This window comes from Arthrobacter sp. UYP6 (assembly GCF_040547315.1).
In the GTDB taxonomy this organism is placed as follows: Bacteria; Actinomycetota; Actinomycetes; order Actinomycetales; family Micrococcaceae; genus Arthrobacter_B.
Map to the genome: position 1 here is coordinate 87,258 of NZ_JBEPPM010000013.1, position 20,623 is coordinate 107,880.

At 65.0% G+C, this 20,623-nt stretch carries 20 protein-coding genes and 1 tRNA gene; 10 read left to right on the forward strand and 11 right to left on the reverse strand.

All coding sequences use genetic code 11. The annotated features are described in order from the left end of the window. The first annotated feature begins 85 nt into the window (after positions 1-85). Positions 86-1,438 carry an MFS transporter gene (locus ABIB35_RS12280; protein WP_354181774.1) on the forward strand — a complete coding sequence of 451 codons (1,353 nt, stop codon included), beginning with the start codon at positions 86-88 and terminating at the stop codon, positions 1,436-1,438. After that, entirely contained in the window at positions 1,435-2,553 is a 1,119-nt protein-coding gene (locus ABIB35_RS12285; RefSeq protein WP_354181776.1) for a zinc-binding dehydrogenase, read from the forward strand. Before ABIB35_RS12280 ends, ABIB35_RS12285 begins: the two co-directional genes overlap by 4 nt. On the opposite strand, the gene ABIB35_RS12290 is transcribed toward ABIB35_RS12285, so the two are convergent. From ABIB35_RS12290 to ABIB35_RS12320, 7 genes are all read right to left on the reverse strand, one after another. Beyond that, the gene (locus ABIB35_RS12290; RefSeq protein WP_354181778.1) at positions 2,550-2,951 is read right to left on the reverse strand and encodes an META domain-containing protein; all 402 of its coding nucleotides are present in this window, start codon (positions 2,949-2,951) and stop codon (positions 2,550-2,552) included. The two genes, ABIB35_RS12285 and ABIB35_RS12290, sit on opposite strands and share 4 nt — an antisense overlap. Further along, the gene (gene corA, locus ABIB35_RS12295) at positions 2,942-3,937 is read right to left on the reverse strand and encodes a magnesium/cobalt transporter CorA (protein WP_354181780.1); all 996 of its coding nucleotides are present in this window, start codon (positions 3,935-3,937) and stop codon (positions 2,942-2,944) included. Before corA ends, ABIB35_RS12290 begins: the two co-directional genes overlap by 10 nt. 197 nt (positions 3,938-4,134) lie before the next feature. Continuing rightward, the gene (locus ABIB35_RS12300; protein WP_354181781.1) at positions 4,135-5,541 is read right to left on the reverse strand and encodes an NAD-dependent succinate-semialdehyde dehydrogenase; all 1,407 of its coding nucleotides are present in this window, start codon (positions 5,539-5,541) and stop codon (positions 4,135-4,137) included. A 41-nt stretch (positions 5,542-5,582) separates the two neighbouring features. After that, entirely contained in the window at positions 5,583-7,028 is a 1,446-nt protein-coding gene (locus ABIB35_RS12305; RefSeq protein ID WP_354181783.1) for an NAD(P)/FAD-dependent oxidoreductase, read from the reverse strand. Positions 7,029-7,470: 442 nt separating this feature from the next. After that, a complete protein-coding gene (locus ABIB35_RS12310) occupies positions 7,471-9,378 on the reverse strand; it encodes a heavy metal translocating P-type ATPase (protein ID WP_354181785.1) in 1,908 nt (635 codons plus the stop codon). Positions 9,379-9,469: 91 nt separating this feature from the next. Further along, positions 9,470-10,225 carry an IclR family transcriptional regulator gene (locus tag ABIB35_RS12315; RefSeq protein ID WP_354181787.1) on the reverse strand — a complete coding sequence of 252 codons (756 nt, stop codon included), beginning with the start codon at positions 10,223-10,225 and terminating at the stop codon, positions 9,470-9,472. A gap of 41 nt (positions 10,226-10,266) precedes the next feature. Continuing rightward, the gene (locus ABIB35_RS12320; RefSeq protein ID WP_354181789.1) at positions 10,267-10,491 is read right to left on the reverse strand and encodes a hypothetical protein; all 225 of its coding nucleotides are present in this window, start codon (positions 10,489-10,491) and stop codon (positions 10,267-10,269) included. A 177-nt stretch (positions 10,492-10,668) separates the two neighbouring features. Here ABIB35_RS12320 and ABIB35_RS12325 point away from each other — a divergent pair, with 177 nt between their 5' ends. Further along, positions 10,669-11,181 (forward strand): mycothiol transferase, encoded by a 513-nt coding sequence (locus ABIB35_RS12325; RefSeq protein ID WP_354181790.1) that lies wholly within the window; start codon positions 10,669-10,671, stop codon positions 11,179-11,181. A 44-nt stretch (positions 11,182-11,225) separates the two neighbouring features. Here ABIB35_RS12325 and ABIB35_RS12330 read toward each other — a convergent pair whose 3' ends face one another. Next, positions 11,226-11,645: a four-helix bundle copper-binding protein gene (locus ABIB35_RS12330; protein ID WP_354181792.1), complete on the reverse strand. Its 420-nt coding sequence runs from the start codon at positions 11,643-11,645 to the stop codon at positions 11,226-11,228. Between the two features lie 254 nt (positions 11,646-11,899). Here ABIB35_RS12330 and ABIB35_RS12335 point away from each other — a divergent pair. From ABIB35_RS12335 to ABIB35_RS12350, 4 genes are all read left to right on the forward strand, one after another. After that, positions 11,900-11,972: transfer RNA gene (locus tag ABIB35_RS12335), tRNA-Ala, on the forward strand. A 415-nt stretch (positions 11,973-12,387) separates the two neighbouring features. After that, on the forward strand, positions 12,388-13,272 hold the full coding sequence (locus ABIB35_RS12340; RefSeq protein ID WP_354181794.1) for an NAD-dependent epimerase/dehydratase family protein: 885 nt from the start codon (positions 12,388-12,390) through the stop codon (positions 13,270-13,272). An 87-nt stretch (positions 13,273-13,359) separates the two neighbouring features. Then, a complete protein-coding gene (locus tag ABIB35_RS12345; RefSeq protein ID WP_354181795.1) occupies positions 13,360-13,809 on the forward strand; it encodes a hypothetical protein in 450 nt (149 codons plus the stop codon). 2 nt (positions 13,810-13,811) lie between these two features. After that, on the forward strand, positions 13,812-14,198 hold the full coding sequence (locus tag ABIB35_RS12350; RefSeq protein WP_354181797.1) for a PadR family transcriptional regulator: 387 nt from the start codon (positions 13,812-13,814) through the stop codon (positions 14,196-14,198). On the opposite strand, the gene arfB is transcribed toward ABIB35_RS12350, so the two are convergent. Then, positions 14,195-14,617, reverse strand: a complete 423-nt coding sequence (gene arfB / locus ABIB35_RS12355) for an alternative ribosome rescue aminoacyl-tRNA hydrolase ArfB (RefSeq protein ID WP_354181799.1) — start codon at positions 14,615-14,617, stop codon at positions 14,195-14,197. The genes ABIB35_RS12350 and arfB overlap by 4 nt on opposite strands. A gap of 146 nt (positions 14,618-14,763) precedes the next feature. Here arfB and ABIB35_RS12360 point away from each other — a divergent pair, with 146 nt between their 5' ends. Beyond that, on the forward strand, positions 14,764-15,147 hold the full coding sequence (locus ABIB35_RS12360) for a VOC family protein (protein WP_354181800.1): 384 nt from the start codon (positions 14,764-14,766) through the stop codon (positions 15,145-15,147). A gap of 84 nt (positions 15,148-15,231) precedes the next feature. Continuing rightward, positions 15,232-17,511 carry a glycoside hydrolase family 3 C-terminal domain-containing protein gene (locus ABIB35_RS12365; RefSeq protein ID WP_354181801.1) on the forward strand — a complete coding sequence of 760 codons (2,280 nt, stop codon included), beginning with the start codon at positions 15,232-15,234 and terminating at the stop codon, positions 17,509-17,511. Between the two features lie 31 nt (positions 17,512-17,542). Here ABIB35_RS12365 and ABIB35_RS12370 read toward each other — a convergent pair whose 3' ends face one another. Together ABIB35_RS12370 and ABIB35_RS12375 are read right to left on the reverse strand one after the other, a co-directional pair. Next, on the reverse strand, positions 17,543-18,829 hold the full coding sequence (locus ABIB35_RS12370) for a Y-family DNA polymerase (RefSeq protein WP_354181803.1): 1,287 nt from the start codon (positions 18,827-18,829) through the stop codon (positions 17,543-17,545). A 24-nt stretch (positions 18,830-18,853) separates the two neighbouring features. Continuing rightward, on the reverse strand, positions 18,854-19,231 hold the full coding sequence (locus ABIB35_RS12375; protein ID WP_354181849.1) for a LexA family protein: 378 nt from the start codon (positions 19,229-19,231) through the stop codon (positions 18,854-18,856). Positions 19,232-19,449: 218 nt separating this feature from the next. Between ABIB35_RS12375 and ABIB35_RS12380 the strand changes: the two genes are divergently transcribed. Further along, positions 19,450-20,595: a glycerol dehydrogenase gene (locus ABIB35_RS12380; protein ID WP_354181805.1), complete on the forward strand. Its 1,146-nt coding sequence runs from the start codon at positions 19,450-19,452 to the stop codon at positions 20,593-20,595. Positions 20,596-20,623 lie beyond the last annotated feature (28 nt).

A 20,623-nucleotide genomic window follows, 5' to 3' on the forward strand; every position in this document is an offset into this window, starting at 1 on the left:
ATTCGGGGTATTTTATCGGCAGGTACATTACCGACCGTTCTTTCAGTTATTCGCCCCCACCCTTTGATGAACAACGGAGTTTTTCATGAGCAACAGCACCGCAGCCGCGCCTTCCACCGGAAGGATGACCCGGGAAGAGCGCAAGGTCCTTGCCGGAACCCTGGTGGGGACCACCATCGAGTGGTACGACTTCTTCATCTACGCGCAGGCCGCAGGCCTGGTCCTGGCGACGCTGTACTTTGGCCCGGTCAGCGACGGCCCGCTGGGACAGGTGGTGTCCTTTGCGACCATCGGCATCAGCTTCCTCTTCCGTCCGCTGGGCGCCGTCGTCGCCGGGCACCTGGGCGACAAGATCGGCCGCAAGAAAATGCTGGTCTTCACCCTGCTCATGATGGGTGCGTCCACCGCGCTGATCGGGCTGGTCCCCACCTACGCCCAGATCGGCATCGCAGCTCCCATTCTGTTGGTGCTGCTGCGGATCCTGCAGGGCTTCTCAGCCGGCGGCGAGTGGGGCGGCGCGGCGCTGCTGTCCGTGGAGCACGCACCGGTGAACAAGCGTGGCCTCTTTGGCGCCTATCCGCAGATCGGTGTTCCGATCGGCATGATCCTGGCAACCTTCGTCATGTACGTACTGAGCACCAGCCTCACTGAGGAACAGTTCCTCTCCTGGGGATGGCGGATCCCGTTCCTGTTCTCGGTGGTGCTGATCGGCGTGGGGTACTTCATCCGCCGGTCCGTGGATGAAAGCCCGGTCTTCCTGGAAATCCAGCAGCGCAAAAAGGAATCCTCCGCTCCGCTGGCGCAGCTGTTCAAGCACAACACCCGTGAAGTCGTCCTCAGCGCCCTGATCTTCATCGCCAACAACGCCGCCGGCTACCTGGTCATTGCGTTCTTTGCCTCCTATGCCACCGGCAAGGTCGACGCCGGCGGGCTGGGCATGCACCGGCCCTCCGTGCTGCTGGCCACGACTCTGGGTTCCTTCGGCTGGCTGATTTTCACCATGTACGGCGGGATCCTCTCGGACCGGATCGGACGTATCCGCACTTTCCAGATCGGCTACGTGTGGGTGTTCCTTTGGGCCGTACCCATGTTCCTGCTCATCGATACCGCCAACATTGTGCTGTTTGCCGTTGCCATCTTTGTGCTGACCATCGGACTGGGTTTGTCCTACGGCCCGCAGTCGGCGCTGTATGCCGAAATGTTCCCAGCCCGCGTCCGCTACTCCGGCGTGTCCATTGGCTATGCGCTCGGGGCGATTCTTGGCGGAGCGTTTGCGCCCACCATCGCCCAGATGCTGCTCAACAAAACGGGATGGTCGCCGTCGATCGGCATCTACATTATGGTCCTGTGTGTGATCTCCTTCGCTGCAGTGAGCATGGTCAAGGAAACCAAGGGGGCTGACCTGCACGTCGATGAAGTGCGGAAGAGCGCGCGGTGAAAATCAGGGGGGCGGTACTTGAGCAGATAGGCAAACCGGCCAAGTATGCGGATTCGGGGCCATTGACCATCTGCGACCTGGAGCTGGACGACCCGGCGGGGAATGAAATCCGGGTCCGGATTGAGTGCGCCGGGGTCTGCCATTCGGATTTGTCCGTGGTCAACGGGGACCGGATGCGTCCGGTGCCCATGCTGCTGGGCCATGAGGCGTCCGGAATTGTGGAAAGTGTCGGCAACACCGTCACGGAGCTGGTTCCGGGTGACCGCGTGGTCATGACGTTCCTGCCCCGGTGTGGGCAATGCCGCGGGTGCCGCTCCAACGGGCTCCTTCCCTGTGTTGAGGGAACCGCCTCCAATACCAAAGGAACGCTGCTGTCGGGGCAGATCCGCCTGCACCGCGGAGGCGAAGAGGTCCTGCATCACCTTGGCGTGTCCGGTTTTGCCACCCACGCCGTGGTGGATCAACGGTCGGTGGTCAAGGTGGACGCCGACGTGCCGCCCGAAGTCGCTGCACTGCTGGGCTGCGCTGTCCTGACCGGCGGCGGAGCCGTGCTCAACCTGGCCAAGCCTGAGCCGGGGGACACCCTGATTGTGGTGGGTCTTGGCGGTGTGGGGATGGCTGCCCTGTTGACGGCACACGCCCTGGGCGCGGAGGTCATCGGGATTGACGCGAATGAGGAAAAGCTGGACCAGGCCAAGGCCCTGGGTGCAGCGGCCGTCTATACCCCGGCGGCCGCGGCGGAGCTGGGGATCAACGCGAGAACCGTGGTGGAAGCTGCCGGCAATGCGCGCGCTTTCGAGACCGCTGTAGCGCTGACGGAGCCCGGCGGAACCACCATCACCGTGGGACTTCCCGCTCCCACCGCCATGGCGCAGATTTCACCGCTGACACTGGTGGCCGAAGCCCGGACCATTATTGGCAGCTATCTGGGATCGGCTGTGCCCTCCCGCGATGTGCCCATCTTTGCCGATCTCTGGCGCCAGGGCCGGCTCCCGGTGGAGAAAATGGTGTCGGCCCGGATTCCGCTGGCGGAGATCAACGCTGCCATGGACGACCTCGCCGAAGGCCGGGCGCTGCGCCAGATCATCCACTTTGAGGAGGAGATCTCCGGCTAGCGTTCCAGCGTGCCGATCGGCTCGCCGTCCTCGTTGAATACCGCCAGGGTTTCACCGTCAATTTCAGCGGTGGAGGCAGCGGAGAGCCACGCGTCCACGTCCTGGCAGAACATCATGGTGGAGGCGAGGTCGCTGATGGTGACCGCGGTGCCGTCCTGGGTCCAGTGACCCATGAGGCGGTTGCAGCCGTCGGTGCCCGTGACCCGCCCGTCGGAGGCAAAATCCAGGGAGGGCGCGCTGGAATCTTCGGTGTTTCCCCACGCGCCTTCCACCGACGGGACAGGCGCCCCGGCGGAGTCCGCACAGGAGGACAGCATACCGGCGGTCAGCACCGCCCCGAGCAGGACGGTGGTCCGCAGCCGGAGGGACGCGGGAAGGCGCCGTATGCTCAAAGCCATTTATTCCTCTTAAAAGTGAGATAGAGAGCAGCCGCCATGGCCGCCATAGCCCCCAGAGCCAGAGGATACCCCCACTCCCAGGACAATTCAGGCATGTTATCAAAGTTCATGCCGTAGATGGCGCCGATCAGGGTGGGGGCAAACAGGATGGCAGCCCACGAGGAGATGCGTTTGACCTGCTCGTTCTGTGCAATGGAGGTTTCGGCCAGCCGGTTCGACGCCAGCGTGGAGGAGAGGTTCAGGGCATTTTCCAGCAGGGCACGGTAAGCGTTGGCCCGGTCGATCAGGCGCAGGACGTGGTCCAGGACGTCCCCCAGGTTGTCCCGCAGCTGATCCGGAATGCCGTACTCCCCGGTGTTGCTCCGCAGGGTGCCCACCATGCCCTCGAGCGGGGCAATGGCACGCTGGAACTGGATCACCTCACGGGAGAGCTCGTAAATGCGGCGGGATACTTCAACATCGCCGCCGAACAGCTGGTCCTCGATTTCGTCGATGTCGTTCTCCAGCCCCGCTGCCACCGGTGCGTACTCGTCGACCACCTGGTCCAGGACGGCATACAGCACCGAGTGGGGGCCCAGGGCCAGCAGATCGGGCTCCTGCTCCAGACGCTTGCGGACACGGCCCAGATCCGGGGACTCCGCGTGTCGGACGGTGACCACAAAGTTGGGGCCAACAAAAACGTGCAGCTCGCCGAACTCCACACGTTCCACGTCGTCCAGATAGCGGGCCGGCCGAAGCACCGTGAACAGCGTGTTGTCGTAGCGCTCAAGCTTGGCACGCTGATGTCCGGCCAGGGCGTCCTCCACCGAGAGCAGGTTCAAGCCGAACTCTTCCGCCACTGCGAGCAGCTCGATGTCATCGGGCCGGTACAGGCCAATCCATGCCATACCGCCGGAGGAGCGGGTCAGCTCGAATGTCTCGTCCAGACTGCCCGGGGTGTGCCGCCGCTTCCCGTCCACGTATACGCCGTTGTCGACCAGAGTCATGGACGTCCCCTCACCTGTTCATCGGAACCGCGCCGGCCGCACAGCTGCGGGGGCGTGGTCCATTATCCCTTGTCCGCGGCACCCGTACGGACCGCCGGTAATCTGAGCCTGACCGTTTGGCTGTGGACCAGCTACTACAGGGGCGCCTGGTGCGGAACCTGATCCGGCCACCCGCCAGGCGCCCCTGTATTTGGGTGCTACTTGCTGACGTGGAAGAGACGCTTGTTGACGAATTCGTCCATGCCCAGCGGCCCAAGCTCACGGCCGTAGCCGGAGCGCTTCACACCGCCGAAAGGCAAGCCGGCGCTCTCTCCTTCGGGAGAGTTGACGAACGCCATCCCCACCTCGAGGCGCTCCGCGAGCCGGCGCGCACGCTCCTCATCCTTGGCGAACACTGCGCCGCCCAGCCCGTAGATGGTGTCGTTGGCCAGGGCCAGTGCTTCCTCGTCGCTGGAAACCTTGAACACCAGGGCCACCGGGCCAAAGAGCTCTTCGTGGTAAGCGCGCATTTCCTTCGTGACGCCGGTGAGGACAGCCGGGGAGAAGTAGGCGCCCGGTCCGTCCTGCAGGATCCCGCCCGCGTGCAGCACGGCTCCCTTGTCCACTGCGTCGCGCAGCTGTTCCACTAGCTCTTCCGCACCCGCACGGGAGGACATCGGAGTGTAGGTCCGTTCGACCTCGGTGGCCGGGTCCCGGGGCACCAGCCCCGTGGCGAGGCTGGTGAGTTCGGCTACAAAGTCGTCATAGATGTCTTCCATGACGATCATGCGCTTGTTGGAGTTGCAGGCCTGGCCGGTATTCTCCATCCGGACTGCCCATGCCATTTCGGCAGCGCCCTTGACGTCTTCGCTGTCCAGCAGGACATACGGGTCGGAGCCGCCAAGTTCCAGCACGGCCTTCTTGAGGTTCTGGCCCGCCAGCTGGCCAACAATCGCGCCGGCGCGCTCCGAACCGGTCAGCGAAACACCCTGGATTCGCCGATCAGCGATGATGTCAGCGATCTGGTCATGGTTGGTGAACAGGTTGATGTACACACCCTCCGGCACACCGGCGTCGTCCATGATCTTCTGGATAGCCAGGGCCGAGCGGGGGCAGGTGTTGGCATGCTTAAGGATGATCGTATTGCCTAGCATCAGGTTTGGCGCGGCGAAGCGGGCCACCTGGTAGTACGGGTAATTCCACGGCATGATGCCCAGCAGCGGACCAACCGGGCGCGTCTGGATCACGGCATGGGCACCGCCGATGTCCTTGATCTCCCGGTCTGCGGCAAGGCCCGGACCTTCGGTCGCAAAGTAGGCAAAAATATCCGTGCAGAACTCTGCCTCACCCTTGGACTCGGGCAGCGGTTTGCCCATTTCCAGGGTGATGATGGCGGCGAGCTCATCCGCCCGTTCGGCAAAAAGCTCGGAGACCCGGGACACAACCTTGGCCCGTTCGGTGATTGGCACCTCCTGCCAGGAAAGGTAAGCGGCATGGGATGTGGCCAGGGCGTCCTGGACCTCGGCGTCGGTGGCGGTGGGGAACTCTTCGAGAACCTCACCGGTAGCGGGATTCTGCACCCGGTAGCCCGAGCGGGTGGACGTAGCTGTGGGGGAAGCACTCACTGCTTTTCTCCTTTGAAAGTGGGTAAAACGGTGGAAAGCGGTTAGGAGTCAAAGCCCATTCCGATGGCATCCATGGTCTTGAGGAGCAGGCCGCGCTTGCCCTCGCGGCGGTCCGCACGCGCCAGGGCAGTGGTCATGGCCTGGACGCCAACCCAGGCGATCGGTTCCGGCGGGAACGGCAGCGGCTTTTTGCGCACCATTTCCAGTTCCGTGATTTCGGTCTTTTCCCCCGAGAGTAGGTCAAGCATGACTCGCGCACCAAAGCGGGAGGCTCCAACGCCGAGGCCCGTGAACCCTGCGCAGGAGGCAACCTTCCCCTTGTACGCGGTGTCGAAGAAGGCAAAGAAGCGGCTGGACGTATCGATCACACCGCCCCAGGCATGGGAGAACTTCAGCCCGGCGAGGGCAGGGAATGCCGCGAAGAAGTGGGCGGCCAGCCGGGAATAGGTTGCTTCGCTGTGGTAATGCTCGGGTTTGATCTTGCCGCCGAAATGGTACAGGGCGTCGAAGCCGCCGTAAAGGATCCGCCAGTTCCCGTTCTCATCGATGATCGGACGCGAGTAATGGAACCTATTGTGGAGATCGGTCAGTCCGTGCGGGGTGTCCCAGCCAATGGCTTCGCGCTGCTGCGCGGTGAGGGGCTCCGTCACCAGTGCGTAGTCGTAGACGGGAACTGTCATCAGGGAGTGGCGTTTGAGCAGGGGTGTGAACGCATTGGTCGCCAGTGCAACCTGCCCGGCGCGGATCTTGCCGCGGGAGGTTTCCACTGTGACGTGGTGTCCGGAATCCGAGATGTCGGTGGCAGTGGTCTGCTCATGCATACGCACGCCAAGCTTTAGGCAGGCTTCCAGCAGTCCCCATGCCAGCTTCGCCGGGTTCACCAGGACGGTGTCTGCCGTGCTCCACAAACCGGAGATGAACGCATCCGACTTGATCATGCCGCGGACAGTCTCGGTATCCAGGTACTTCATATCCTTGCCGTTGCCCGCCTCGCGCAGCCAGGCGTCCTGATGCGGTTCCGTGGAGACAGCCACAGTGCCGCTCTCGAAGAGATCGCAGTCAATGCCATAACGCTCGAGGGTGTCGATGAGCTCGGCGAGGTTTTCGAGGCCCAGCTCCGTCAGGCGCTCGTTTTCCTTCGGCAGGTGCTGCTCGCCGTTGGACTCGCCGTGGACCAGGCTGGCTTCGCAGAATCCGCCGTTGCGGCCCGAGGCTTCAGAAGCGACCCGGCCGGCTTCAATCAGTACGACGTCGGTGTCCGGGTTGCGCTCCTTGGCCTGCAGGGCCGTCCACAGCCCGGTGTAGCCGCCACCTACGACGAGCAGGTCGCAGGTTGCATCGCCGAGCAGCGGCGGCAGGGCGCCGGGGCGGTTGGGGGTATCAAGCCAGTAAACGTCCCGTTTGGCGTCCTTCAGGGACGCGGCACAAAGTGCCGGGTCGATGGTTCGTTCGGCGTTCTCGAAGAACGTTGGCGTTGATCTGGGCATGGTCTCTTTCTCAGGGGAAACGACGGTGCGGTCTGCGGAGTATCCCGGGGCAATGCGACCAGTGTGGGGAAGAAGATACTGCCACCGCCGCGAAAAACAACAGCCTCCGAATTCTGCACTGTGACCTTCATCTTTCAGGGTATGGCTACGACAGTAGAGTGCAGTCAACAAGCATGTCAACCTTGTTGACCTGCTTGTTGACTGCATCGGAAGGCACACTACGCGGAGAGTAAACCAGCCCTCCGCGGGGCAGAACCGAGGCGTGGATGGCAGGCAAGACCGCTGGCAGCGGATCGCCCAAGGTGAGCTTGGACCGCGGATTTTTGTCGAAGCCCCACTGCGCCCCGCGGCCGCGCAACCCTTCCCTGACCCATCCAGACCCAGGCAATGGAATCGGGGTCGATCCCACCGCGGTGTAACGGCACGTCCGAACCAAAGACGCTTAGATGGAACCGGATACCGGGGCGGGATGTGGGGTAGTCGCCTTTTCTGCCCGACGGAACAGCTTCCGGCCGTGAAGTGCCCGCAGCGCATTGAGGATCGTGGCAAGATCCACCAGCTCCTGGGTCAAAGCACCGGCCACAGCCGGAATGAGCCCAAAGGACGCCACCAGCATCAGGGCTACGCTGAGGCCGATTCCAAGCCAGATGCTGCCCAGGGCCACTCGCATGGTCCGCTGGCCGATCCGCACGGCCTGCGCCACCTTGGAGAAGTCATCGGCAACGATCACAACGTCCGCGGACTCGCTCGCCGCAGTGGAGCCGCGGGCGCCCATGGCGATACCGACGTCGGCCGCCGCGAGAACGGGGGCGTCGTTGACTCCGTCGCCCACCATAATCACCGGACGCAGCGTTAGCCCGGCCACCGCCTTCACCTTGTCCTGGGGCAGCAGCTCGGCACGAATGTCGGTAATGCCCACGGTGGAGCCCATGCTCCGGGCCGTGACGGCGCCGTCGCCGGTAAGCATCAGCGTTTCCCGGATGCCCAGGGAGCGCAGGGTAGTCAGGGTGTCGGCGGCGTTTGTCCGCGCGGTGTCGCTCATGACCAAGGTGCCCGCGAAGCGGCCGTCCACGCTGAGGTAGACGCCCATCTGGCCGGGGGCAAGATCCACTGCACGGGTCAGCGGGTCCGTTTCGGCGATGAACCGGCGTTTACCCACCCGCACGGTCCGGCCGCCAATCTGCGCTTCGACGCCGTTGGTTGCCACTTCCTGCGCGGTATCCGCCGGGCTGGGCGTTAGTCCGCGTGCGCGAGCAGCGGCGAGGACGGATGCGGCCAGGACGTGGGAGGAATACTGTTCTGCTGAAGCGGCGAGGGTGAGGAGCTCATCGGCATCGATGCCGGGCTCCGGATTCACTGCCACCAGCTCCGGACGGCCGTAGGTCAGGGTTCCGGTCTTGTCGAAGGCGGCGGTCTTCGCGTGCGAGAGTTGTTCGAGGGTGGCGCCGCCCTTAACGATGATGCCGTTGCCGGCGGCCCGGCTCATCCCGGAAATAAACGCCACGGGGGCGGCGATCAGCAGCGGGCACGGCGTGGCCAGCACCAGCACTTCAGCGAACCGGACGGGGTCCCCGGAAACAGCCCAGGCAATTCCCGCGATCAGCAGCGACACCACGGTGAACGGAACAGCAAACCGGTCCGCGAGCCGAACTACCGGAGCTTTTGAATCGGCCGCCGCCTGAACCAGGGACACGATGCGCTGGTACTGGCTGTCCGATGTCGTTGCGGTGGCGCGCATCCGGACGGCCAGGGTGCCGTTCACCGAGCCGCTCATCACGGATTCTCCGGTGGTCCGCGCCACCGGAACGGATTCGCCGGTCAGCGAGGATTCGTCGAAGGACGCGGCAGCGGAGAGCAGCACGCCGTCCACGGGGACCACTTCCGCCGGCTTGATCAGCAGAACGTCGTCAACTGCAACCTCGGTGGCCGGAATGTCCTCCGCCGTGCCGGTGTGCTGTTCACCGGTGTCCGCGTCCGAGGGCAGGCGGTGTGCCAGCTGCGGTGCACGGTCCAGCAGCGCGTTCAACTCACCTTTGGCGCGCCCTGCGGCGTAAACCTCCAGGGCTTCACCCCCGGAGAGCATCAGCACAATGATCAGCCCCGCGATGTACTCACCAACCGCCACGGTGGCGAGCATGGCGACGACGGCCAAAATGTCCAGGCCCCAGTGCCCGCGCATAATGTCCCTGACCATGCCGACGCCGGTCACCACCACAATGCCAAGGGTGTACAGGCTGGCAAGCCACGCGGCGGCCGCCGGCGCGCTGGTTTCCAGGAGCAGGACGACGGCGAGCACCACAATGGTCGCGGCGACTAGCGGATAACGGCGCAGTGCACGTTTGAAGGCCATACTTTTGTTTTAGGCCTGCCGGCAGGTTTTTTCTAGCAAGCTCATGCTTGCCTAACCCCTTTTGGCCGGCGGGGCAGGGCCGGAGCTCGCGTTAGTGCAGCTGCGCCTCGATCAGCTTGACGCTCTCCACCAGCCGGGCTCCGATCGCTGCTTCGTCCTTTCCGGAGCCGAAGTACACCACGGAGAGCGACGCCGGGAGCTGGCCGGGCACGCTGATCGGCGCTGCAACGGACCCGACGCCGTCGATCACCTCGCTGAAGCTGGTGGCGTAGCCGCGCTCGCGGGCTAGCCGGGCCTCCGACCGGTAGGGCTGCCCCGGAGCAAGCCGCTCCCATTGCTCTTCAGCCACCGCGGACTGGATGGCGATCCCCGGAGCGCCGGCGGAAAAGGAGTGCCGGGTACCGGGCCGCTGGATCAGCGCGGTGCGGCTGTGCCGCGGTTCCACCGCCACCAGGGTGACGCAGTCATGCTGATCCCACACCGCGATAAAAGCTGTCATGGCCAGCTCGTTCGCGAGGATGGTGAGCTCCGGCAGAGCGGCGGACTGCAGGTCCCGGGAGACGCCCCGGGCCAGCGCAGCCAGTCCGGGCGCCGTCGTCACCTTGCCCGCGTCGTCGCGCATCACCAGTGAATGGGCCTCGAGGGTGCGCAGGATGCGGTAGGCAATGGAGCGGTGCACGCCGAGGCCCTGGGAGAGTTCGGCAATGGTCAGCGGCGCCTCCGCGTCGGCGAGCAGTTCCAAGGCGCTGATGCCGCGCGAGAGGGTCTGGGACAGGGAACCGGAGCCGCCGGCCCCGGGGGAGCTGGCGGGCGTAGGTGCACCGTCGGCAGCGGAGGCTTCAGTCATGAGCCCCATCTTAGGTGGACTTGGTCTTGCGGTGATTCGGCCTAAGGCATCCGGCGGCGGCTCAGCAGGCCTGACATCAGCAGCGCCAGACCGGTGGCCAGCGGCCACCAGGTGTACATGCTGAGCGTTTCGCCCAGGAAGGCGACCACCAGGATGCCCAGCATGCAGGCAACGACCATGGTCATGCCCACCACTATGCGGATGCGGCCGCGGTTGGGCGAGGGGAGGGGGGGAAGCCACGGAGGACGCTCGTCGGTCCAACTCATGGGGCAATGTTAAGTCTGCCGTCCTCGGATGCACCCGGCTGCCTGCGCCTTTTTTTACCTGGCCCCTCCGTCCGGCCCGCTGCTCTTTCCCGACGCCTCGGTGCATGAAAGGATGACGGCGATCCTGCCGTGGCGCGCCCCCGTTATTTCCCCTCTACCTCACCCTGGAGTACTGATATGGAACAGAGCGATCTGCTCATTGATGCTTTTGGCCGGCTTCCCCAGGCTGTCCGGCGTGCAGCCCACGGTTTGGACGCGAAGGCGCTGAATCACCGTCCCTATCCCAAGGGAAACTCCATCTCCTGGCTGATCTGGCATCTGGCCCGGAGCGAGGACGCGCAGCTTGCTCCGTTGGCGGGGCACGAGCAGGTATGGACCGCCGAGGGATGGTACGGACGGGTGGGGCTGCCGCTGGCGGTCGAAGATACCGGCTACGGCCATGATTCGGAGCAGGTGGCAGCCGTGCAGGTGCAGTCGGCCGATGTGCTGCTGGGCTACTACGAGGCGGTGCATTCGCGCACGGCTGCCTTTGTCTCAGGCCTTACCGGCAAGCAGTTGGATCAGGTGGTGGACACCGCGTGGGATCCTCCCGTGACTCTCGGGGTGCGGCTGATCAGCATCCTTGGAGATGGGCTGGAACACGTGGGTCAGGCCGCCTACCTCCGTGGGATGGTGGCGGCCGGGCGGTAGCCGGCGGGCCGCCGCCGTCGTTATCGGATCTGGGGTGCGCCGGCTCAGCTTCGGGACATGACCACCAGCAGCTCTTCACACATGGCGGCGCAGCGGCGGCAGGTTTCCGCGCAGATTCGGCAGTGTCCGTGGGCTGACGCGTGCTGGGCGCATTCTTCGGCGCACTGGTGGCAGGCTGCCGCGCAGGCGCGCAGCAGCGCGGCCGTGCTGTCCGGATAGCCGGCGTACCGGGTTCCGACGCGGGCGATCACAGTGCCGGTGGCAGCACAGATATCGGCGCAGTTGAGGTCCTTGCGGATGCATTCCACCATGTCCCCGAGCATGTCCTCGCTGAGGCAGGCATCGGCACAGGCGGTGCAGACCTGTACGCAGTCAAAACAGGCGATGATGCAGGTGGAGACGGCTTCCAGGTCGGTTCCTGCGCCGTCGGGCCGTTCGCTGAGCATAGATTCGATGAGTGTCATGGCACTGCTCCTTGTGGCGGTTCGCTGATCTGTGCGGTTTCGCTGGGAGTGCTCCCGGGGGAGTACTGCGGCCCGGGCTGTCAGGATAGCGCCGTGCCGGAAGCTGCAACCAGAGAACGGCCGGCCGCGGGGGCTGCGGAGAGCAAGACAGGCGCTGCGGATGGTAGGACCAGTGAGGCGATTTGCCTCGGGGACTGTTGCCGGGTCTAGAATCGTGGTTATGCCCTCAGGGGCTGTCCGGCTTTGGCCGGGCTGGGGCTTTAGCTCAGTTGGTAGAGCGTTTCGTTCGCAATGAAAAGGTCAGGGGTTCGATTCCCCTAAGCTCCACTCGCAAAACCCCCGGATTGTCGGGGGTTTTCTTGTTTCTACCAGTCCCGCAACGGCGCCTGGAGTCCTAGGTGTAGCCATCGGTTCTAAGTGTGCACATCTTGGGCTGACAATGAAGGGGTGTGCACGGCTCCAGTTCACCACTCCGGGTCGTAAACATCCCGCCACCTTAGCGTCTACCGTGCGCCCGGAGCATTCCTCCGAATAGTCCCAGCCGAGGCAAGCCTGTGATGAGCCCAACCAATGCTCTTCCTGCAACACCCACCAGCCTTGCTGGGTCTCGGTGGCGGGCCATGGTTTCTGCCTTGTAGCCACGCTCATCGGTGGTCCGTGAACGGCAAGCCGCAATAGCCAGCACGTGGTGCGGCTGCTACTTTTGGGGGCGACCGACGTGTACTAATTCCAAGGAGCAACCATGAAAGTCCTCATCACCGGAGCCCATGGAAAAGTCGGACGCGCCACAACGCAGGCAATGATCGACGCCGGACATGAAGTCGTCACCACTGACCTCGACCGCCCCTCGTACGAGCGGAAGCCGGAGGGCGCGCCCCGCTACATCATGGCTGACCTCACCGACGCGGGCGCGGCCTACGCGCTGGTCAAGGGAGTGGACGCGGTGGTGCATGTTGCCGCAATCCCCGAGCCCACGGGCCATGCTCCCCACGTTGTCTTCCACAACAACCTCATGGCCACGTTCAATATCCTGGAAGCCGCGGTCAGCTTCGGCGTCAAGCGCTTTGTCTTCATCTCCAGCGAAACCGTACCCGGCTTCTTCTTCCCGGAGCGCGATTTCCTTCCGGAGTATGCGCCGGTGGACGAAGAGCATCCGATCCACCCGCAGGACCCCTATGCGCTCGCCAAGCATTTCGGCGAGCAGCTCATGGACGCTGCTGTTGCCCGGTCCGACATCCAGTGCATCTCGATCCGGCCCAGCTGGGTGCAGTTCGAGGGCAACTATGAAAACAACCTGGGTCCGCAAATCCGCGACAGTTCGGTGCTCAGTGCCGGACTGTGGAGCTACGTGGATGTGTACGACCTGGCGGACGCCATTGTCCTCGCCGCGGAGTCCGACCTGCCCGGCCACGAAGTCTTCTACATCGCATCACCGGATAACGCAGGCGGCCACGACTTCGCCGAGGTACTGACCAAGTACTACGGCGACAAGATCCAGCTGCGCGCTCTTGACCGTGCCGACGCGTCAGGCATCTCTACCGCAAAGGCGCAAAAGATGCTGGGCTGGCAGCCCAAACGGTCCTGGCGCGATTACCTGGATGCCGAAGGAAGGGAACTCAAGGCGTAAACGATGTCAGGGGGCAGAAACCGGTGGCCGGCATAATGTTTCGCTAACCCCTTCCATCGGTAGTGTCCCATTGGTACAGTGCCGGTCATGACAACTCATGCTGCTCCCCAGGCCACCGTCAACGCCCGCTCAGTGCTCCTGCCGTATCTGCTGGGGCTGGTCGCTGCAATGCTGCTCATCCAGGCGGTCATTGCCCTCACCGGCGGAGAGGTGACCACCCCCGCCGGCGTCCTCACCGCCATCGTGGCAGCCGGAATCGCCGCCTGGATGTGGCTGAATTACCGAACGCTCACGAAGATCCGGTTCGGCTTTGCGGTGGCGCATGCCATTGCCTTTGTTGTGGTGACCACGTCCTTCAACAGCCATGCAGTGGTCCGCACCATCGCCCTGGGCGGCGCCGGAGGCGCAGGAGCGGCGGCCCATGAGCTTCTAGCGACCCCGTGGTTCGGTGCCACCCTGGTGATGAGCGCGGCCTGGGGGCTCGGCCTGCTCATCCACCTCACCGGGGTTGTCCTGGGCCGCGGATGGGAGGACTGAGCATGGCGGCCCGTCCCGCCGAGGAAGATGAATGGGTTCAGGCGCGGGTGGAATCCTGGGTGGACACCTACAAAAAATCGATGCTGACGCCGGTGATCCTTCGGGCCGTGTCCGTTCATCAGTCGGTGACCGTGGCTCGGGTTGCAGCAGATGTTGCGGGGGATACCGGATGGCAGATCACCGAGCGCAGCCTCTATCGAACCTTGAAACGGTTAGAGGATGCTGGTTTCCTGCACAGTGCGCAGGCGGATGCTCCGCGCACAGGGGCAAAGCGCAAGGAGATATCGCTGACCCGTTTGGGGGCGCAGTTCCTGGCCGGGATCGGGGCGAATCTTGTCAGCTTTCCGTCTCCGGCTCCGCCGCAGGAGCCGGGCCAGCGGATGAACTAATCGGCCGGCGGCCGTTGCCGCTGGCGTTTAGTGACGGCACGCTGCTTCTTTGCATCGAGGCGGCGATAGGTGGAGCCGCGGGTGGGTTTGGTTTTTCGCCGAGCGGCAGCTTCGGGGGCCAGACCGTCCGCCACGATCTCTGCGAGCTTGGCTAAAGCGATCTCCCGGTTGCGCAGCTGGGAGCGCTGCTCCGAGGCGGTCACCGTGAGTACTCCGGCGATGAGGCGCCGTTCCAGCCGCTGGAGCAGCATCAGCCGCTGGCGGTCAGAAAGCACCGCAGAGGCGGCGACGTTCCACGAAAGCGCGGCGCGGCTGTCCGAGGTGTTAACGTGCTGGCCGCCGGGCCCGGAGGACCGCGAGAACCGCCAGTCAAGTTCCGACGCGGGAATTGTCAGCGCGGGCGAGACCATCACATCCATACCTCCAGCGTCCCACGGCCGGGCCCCGGACGAGGCGCGGACAGAAAACCGGCAGGTGCCCACTGCGAAAGCCGGCGGTTCAGACCTCCTGCTCCGCCTCGTCCAGGGCGGCGACGCACTGTGCTAATGCCCGGCCCGACGCCGGTGTGGTGCACGGCCTGGGCTCGCTTCAGCAGGCGTCCGATGTGTGGTTCTTCATCCTTGACTTAGCCACGGCGGCTGCCTTCTATGAAGACGTTGTCGGGTTGACCCGAGCGCCCGCCTCACCGCCGCACGCCGTCGTCTTTGGCATCCCACCCATTGCGTTCGCAGTTCGGGAAACTATTCCCGACGTCGATCTGGACTCGGTGGCGCAGCCCGGGCTCGGCGTCGTGCTTTGGCTGCATGACCCCGATGCTGCGGACCTCCATCAGTCCATGGCCGAGGCCGGCGTGGCCATGACGCAGGAACCCTTCGAGGGGCCCTTCGGCACCACCTTCACCTTCCTCGATCCGGACGGCTACGCGGTGACCGTGCACAACCGCCGGTAGCTTCGCAGCCCTTGCCGCCGTCTCGGGAGTGCTGCTTAGGTGGTGGAAATTCCCTGAACCGAAATTCAAACGAAGGATGAAGTCATGCCAGAGAGCACCATCGGAAATGCCGCGGCAGCATCCGTCGCGGACCTCACGCTTGAGGAGAAGGCCTCGCTCACCAGCGGCGCCAGCTTCTGGACCACCAAGGCGGTTGACCGCGCCGGTATTCCGGCCGTAATGCTTACCGACGGCCCGCACGGCCTGCGCAAGCAGCGTGGCAGCAGCGACCATCTTGGGCTCGGCGACAGCGTCCCGGCCACGTGCTTCCCGCCCGCCGTCGGCCTCGGTTCGTCCTGGGACACCGAGCTCGCGCACCGCGTCGGCGAGGCCCTGGGAGTGGAGTCTTCCATCGAGGACGTGGCAGTGAGCCTCGGCCCGGGTGCCAACATTAAGCGTTCCCCGCTGTGCGGGCGAAACTTCGAGTACATCTCGGAGGACCCGATCGTTTCCGGCGTGATGGCCGCCGCCCTGGTGCAGGGAACCCAGTCCACCGGCGTCGGCACCTCATTGAAGCACTTCGCGGCCAATAATCAGGAGCACGACCGCATGCGCTCCTCCAGCGACGTGGACCCGCGCCCGCTGCGTGAAATCTACCTGCGCAGCTTCCAGCGTGTTGTCCAGGACGCCCGGCCATATACGCTGATGTGCTCGTATAACCGCGTCAACGGGGTGTTCGCCTCGGAGAACCCGTTCCTGCTGACCCGGGTGCTGCGCGAGGAATGGGGCTTTAACGGCCTGGTTGTCTCTGACTGGGGCGCGGTCAACGACCGGGTTTCGGCTCTGGCCGCGGGCCTGGATCTGGAAATGCCGTCCTCCGGCGGTACGACTGACGCGCAGATTGTCGCTGCCGTGCGCGAGGGGTCGCTGGATGAAAGCTTTGTTGATGCCTCGGCCGCCCGCGTGGCAACGCTGGCGAAACGGTGGCAGGACACCCCGAAGATCGCCGGGCCGCTGGACGTCGATGCCCATCACGCCCTGGCACGAGAGGCTGCCGGCCGCTCGATCGTCCTCCTGAAGAACGACGGCGATTTGCTGCCGTTGGCTGCCGAAACAACCGTTGCGGTCATCGGTGCCTTTGCCAAAAATCCGCGCTATCAGGGTGCTGGCTCGTCCATGATCAACCCGACGCGCCTGGACTCGGCGCTGGAGGGCATCTCCGCCGTGAGCACGGCCGCGGTGACGTACGCCGCAGGCTTCAGCCTGGCTGAAGCAGCGCCGGCGGAAGAGACCGCCGCCCTGCGCAAAGAGGCCGTTGCTGCAGCCGCTGATGCTGAGGTTGCCGTGGTGTTCCTTGGTCTGCCGGCCCGGCTCGAGTCGGAGGGCTATGACCGGGAGAATATCGACCTCCCCGCCGAGCAGCTCAAACTGCTGGACGCCGTCCTCGAGGCCAACCCGCGGACGGCGGTGGTGCTGTCCAACGGCAGCGTGGTGGCGCTTCCGTTCGCTGGCCGCGTCCCGGCGATCCTCGAAGCGTGGCTGCTGGGGCAGGCCGGCGGCAGTGCGACGGCGGATGTGCTGTACGGTGCGGTGAATCCGTCGGCAAAACTGACCGAGACGATTCCGGTGCGGCTGGAGGATTCCCCCGCCTTCCTCAACTTCCCCGGAGAGGACGGACACGTCCGCTACGGCGAGGGCCTGTTTGTTGGGTACCGCTGGTACGACGCGCGGCAGCTGGAGGTGACCTTCCCGTTTGGCCACGGCCTGTCCTACACCACGTTTGAATACGGGGACGCAACGGCATCCGTGAACGAGGCCGGCGACGTCGAGGTCCGTGTCACGGTGACCAATACTGGTGACCGGGCCGGCCGTGAGGCGGTGCAGGCTTACACCGGACTGGTATCCGAGGTGCAGCGGCCCGAGCGTGAGCTCAAGGCCTTCGCGATGGTGGCGCTGGAGCCGGGCGAGAGCCGTGAAGTGCTGCTGAGCATCCGTGCAGCAGACCTCGCGTACTGGCACGTCCGCGCGGACCGCTGGGTCGTCGAAGGCGGCACCTACACGGTTCAGGTGGCCGCTTCCAGCCGGGACATCCGGTCCACCACAACCGTGGACGTGAAAGGCGACACTGTCCTGATGCCGCTCACGCGGGAGTCCTCCCTGGCCGAGGTCTTTGCGCACCCCGTCGCCGGCCCGATCATCCGGCAGGCCATGGCACCGATCATGTCGGCGATGGACGGATCATCGTCCGTCATGCCTGAAGGTGTGGAGATGGAAAAGATGATGGGTTCCTTCCCCATCGGGCGCATCGGCATGATGGCAGGCGGGGACTTCTCGCCCGAGCAGGTCGACAGGCTCCTGGAGATGGCCAATTCCGCCACTGCTTGAGTATCGGCGATCCGGGTGGTGAGGGCCGTACCTATACGGCCCTCACCACCGGCAGGTCGGACCACTCCGTGGTGTAGCGGGGCGACGCGAAATTCCGCGCCATGGTCCAGTCCGGCTTCGCGGAGGCCATTCCCGCCAGCCCCAGCCCGATGCTGGCCGCACCGTACTTATCCGTGACCTGCGCCAGCAGGGGGCCGATGTCCTTCTGCTCCGGCCCGGCATCAAAGAGGTCGAACACCGGCTCGGCACCGGCAGCCGAAAGGCCGGTGAGCATGATTCCGGCCTTGGCGTACCGGGCTCCCTCCACCACCTGGGAGTCCATGGCGGTGATTGCGGCCCGGGTCAGCACCAGCGGATCCGCCGTGGGCCGCTGAAGCCGGACCGTCACCGAGGGGGAGGAGGCCTCCGTTCCGCTGAACCGCGACGTGGCGGCGAAGACCGTCATCACGGTGGCCAGCTGTCCCTCCTTGGCCAGCCGGATAGCGGCTTTCTGGGCATACAGGCTCATGACCTGACGCATTGATTCCCGGGTCACCACGGGGGTGGCGAAGCTACGCGAGAAGAGGACCTGCTGCTTGTCCGCGGACTCGGTTTCCATGGGAATGCAGGCGGTGCCGTTCAGCTCCAGCACCGTGCGCTGGAGCACCACGGAGAACTTGGTGCGGATTACGGCAGGATCGGCGGCGCGCAGGTCGGCGACAGTGTGAATCCCCAGCGCGTTCAGCCGGGCGCCGTTGCGTGCGCCCACGCCCCACAGGCCGGTGACCGGCACCCGGGACATGATGGTGTCTACGACGGCGGCATCCAGAGTATCGAGGTTGCAGACCCCGCCCATGTGCGGATTCTGCTTGGCGATCCGGTTCGCGAATTTGGCCAGGGTCTTGGTGGGACCGATTCCCACACAGACCGGCAGGCCGATGTTCCGCGCCACGGCGGCCCGGATGTCAGTGCCCCGGTTCCGCAGCTCCTCATCGGTGCCGTGCAGATGCAAAAAACACTCGTCGATGGAGTAGATTTCCTGCTCGGAGGAGTAGCGTGCCAGCAGCTGCATCACCCGCGAGCTCAGGTCCCCGTACAGCTCATAGTTACTGGAGCGCTGCACCAGGCCCAGCTTCGGGGCAGCTTCGGCCAGCTTGAACCATGGCTCACCGGTCGTGATCCCCAGTGCCTTGGCCTCGTCGGAGCGCGCCACCACGCAGCCGTCATTGTTGGAGAGCACCACCACCGGAATCCCGGCGAGTTTGGGGTCGAAAACGCGCTCGCAGGAAACGTAGAAGCTGTTCACGTCCACGAGGGCGATGCGGTGCCGCTCAGCCACGGCACACGCTAAACATCTGGGGCCTCAAACATAGTGCAGGCACCGGGTCACGACGCCCCAGACGGACAGCTCCGCCGGATCCGGCACCCGGATGTCCATCGAATCCGGGCTGTCCGCATGCAGGAAGATTCCCTGTCCGGTGAGCAGCAGCCGACGGATGATCAGCTCACCGTTGAGGACGGCGACGACGACGGACCCGTCTTTAGGCGTGAGCGAACGGTCCACGATCAGCTCGTCTCCGTCGCTGATGCCGGCCCCGGACATGGCCTCGCCGGAGACCCGCATGATGAAGGTTGAGGTGGCGTCCCGGATCAGATGCCGGTTCAGGTCGATCCCGGCGTCGTAATAGTCCTGCGCGGGGGAGGCGAACCCCGCCGGAAGGGTTGAACCGCGGGCGGCCAGCGGCTCGCTCGCGCCTCCGGAACGTGGGGCGGAGCTGGAAGAAAAGACGGGCACCGCACACCTCCATAGAACACACTTTCGAATGCCTTCAGGGTAGCATCGACCCGAAATTTCACCAGCCCGGCACGGGTTTGCCGCACCCGGGTAGCCGCTGCGGAATCTGCCACCTACGCTGGCACCGGCAACAGGCCGCCGTTTCACACCGACCAGGAGCTCCAATGAAGCAGACACCAGTTCGTACCGTCATCAGTCCCGGCCGCTATGTGCAGGGCGCCGGTGCCATCCACCGGCTCGGCGAGTTCCTTGCGCAGATCGGCAAAACACCGCTGCTGGTGGCCGACGACGTCGTCTGGGGTCTTGTGGGACACGACATCGGCACCTCCCTGCGGATTGCCGAACTGCCGCTGACCCGGGAGGTCTTCAACGGCGTTCCCACCGCCGCCGAGATTGACCGGCTGACCGGGGCCATCCGTGCCGCCGGCGCTGACGTGGTGGTGGGTGTGGGTGGCGGCAGCACGATTGACGCGTGCAAGGCTGCCGGGGATGCGGCCGGAATCCGTTGGGCATCGGTGCCCACCGTCGCTTCCACTGACGCGCCGACGTCGGCGCTCGCCGTGGTCTACACCGCGGACGGGGCCTTCGAGGAGTACCGGTTCTTCTCCCGGAACCCGGACCTGGTGCTGGTGGACTCCCAGATTGTGGCCAACGCTCCGGCGTCGTTCCTGGCACACGGAGTGGGCGATGCGCTGGCGACCTGGCTGGAAGCGCGCGCCACGGCAGCCTCCTTTTCGCTAACCATGGCCGGCGGACTGCCCACCGAAACCGGCACCGCGCTGGCACGGCTGAGCTGGGACGTGCTGTGGGAGTTTGCGCTTCCCGCGCTGGACGCGGCGCGGGACCACCTGGTCACCCCGGCTTTGGAGAAGGTTATCGAGGCCAACACCCTGCTGTCCGGTCTGGGGTTTGAGTCCGGCGGGCTTGCTGCCGCCCATGCCATTCACAACGGCCTGACCGCGGCTCCGCAGACGCACGGTCTGGCGCACGGACAAAAGGTGAACATCGGGTCCGTGACCCAGCTGGTCCTCGAAGGCGCTCCCACCGCGGAGATCAGGGACTTTGTGGAATTCACAACGCGCGTCGGCCTGCCGAACACGCTGACCGAGGTGGGCCTCTCCGTGGACGACACCCGGGAACTGGCCCTGGTGGCGGAGGCCGCCACCGTTCCCGGCGAGACCATGAAGTCCATGCCCTTTGACGTGGGTCCGGCCGATGTGGTGTCCGCATTGAAATCCATCGAACGGTTTTCACGCCGGGTGCGCCGGGAGGCAGGGCTGCCGGAACCGGTCCCGTACAAGGCGCACTGACGTTCTTCGGTGCGTGGGTGCCGTTGGA

Excerpts from the sequence above, each read along its gene's own strand:
- ABIB35_RS12280 (WP_354181774.1), top strand. The coding sequence starts at position 86 with ATGAGCAACAGCACCGCAGCCGCGCCTTCCACCGGAAGGATGACCCGG.
- ABIB35_RS12290 (WP_354181778.1), bottom strand. The coding sequence starts at position 2,951 with ATGGCTTTGAGCATACGGCGCCTTCCCGCGTCCCTCCGGCTGCGGACC.
- corA (WP_354181780.1), bottom strand. The coding sequence starts at position 3,937 with ATGACTCTGGTCGACAACGGCGTATACGTGGACGGGAAGCGGCGGCAC.
- ABIB35_RS12305 (WP_354181783.1), bottom strand. The coding sequence starts at position 7,028 with ATGCCCAGATCAACGCCAACGTTCTTCGAGAACGCCGAACGAACCATC.
- ABIB35_RS12310 (WP_354181785.1), bottom strand. The coding sequence starts at position 9,378 with ATGGCCTTCAAACGTGCACTGCGCCGTTATCCGCTAGTCGCCGCGACC.
- ABIB35_RS12315 (WP_354181787.1), bottom strand. The coding sequence starts at position 10,225 with ATGACTGAAGCCTCCGCTGCCGACGGTGCACCTACGCCCGCCAGCTCC.
- ABIB35_RS12320 (WP_354181789.1), bottom strand. The coding sequence starts at position 10,491 with ATGAGTTGGACCGACGAGCGTCCTCCGTGGCTTCCCCCCCTCCCCTCG.
- ABIB35_RS12325 (WP_354181790.1), top strand. The coding sequence starts at position 10,669 with ATGGAACAGAGCGATCTGCTCATTGATGCTTTTGGCCGGCTTCCCCAG.
- ABIB35_RS12330 (WP_354181792.1), bottom strand. The coding sequence starts at position 11,645 with ATGACACTCATCGAATCTATGCTCAGCGAACGGCCCGACGGCGCAGGA.
- ABIB35_RS12340 (WP_354181794.1), top strand. The coding sequence starts at position 12,388 with ATGAAAGTCCTCATCACCGGAGCCCATGGAAAAGTCGGACGCGCCACA.
- ABIB35_RS12345 (WP_354181795.1), top strand. The coding sequence starts at position 13,360 with ATGACAACTCATGCTGCTCCCCAGGCCACCGTCAACGCCCGCTCAGTG.
- ABIB35_RS12350 (WP_354181797.1), top strand. The coding sequence starts at position 13,812 with ATGGCGGCCCGTCCCGCCGAGGAAGATGAATGGGTTCAGGCGCGGGTG.
- arfB (WP_354181799.1), bottom strand. The coding sequence starts at position 14,617 with ATGGATGTGATGGTCTCGCCCGCGCTGACAATTCCCGCGTCGGAACTT.
- ABIB35_RS12365 (WP_354181801.1), top strand. The coding sequence starts at position 15,232 with ATGCCAGAGAGCACCATCGGAAATGCCGCGGCAGCATCCGTCGCGGAC.
- ABIB35_RS12380 (WP_354181805.1), top strand. The coding sequence starts at position 19,450 with ATGAAGCAGACACCAGTTCGTACCGTCATCAGTCCCGGCCGCTATGTG.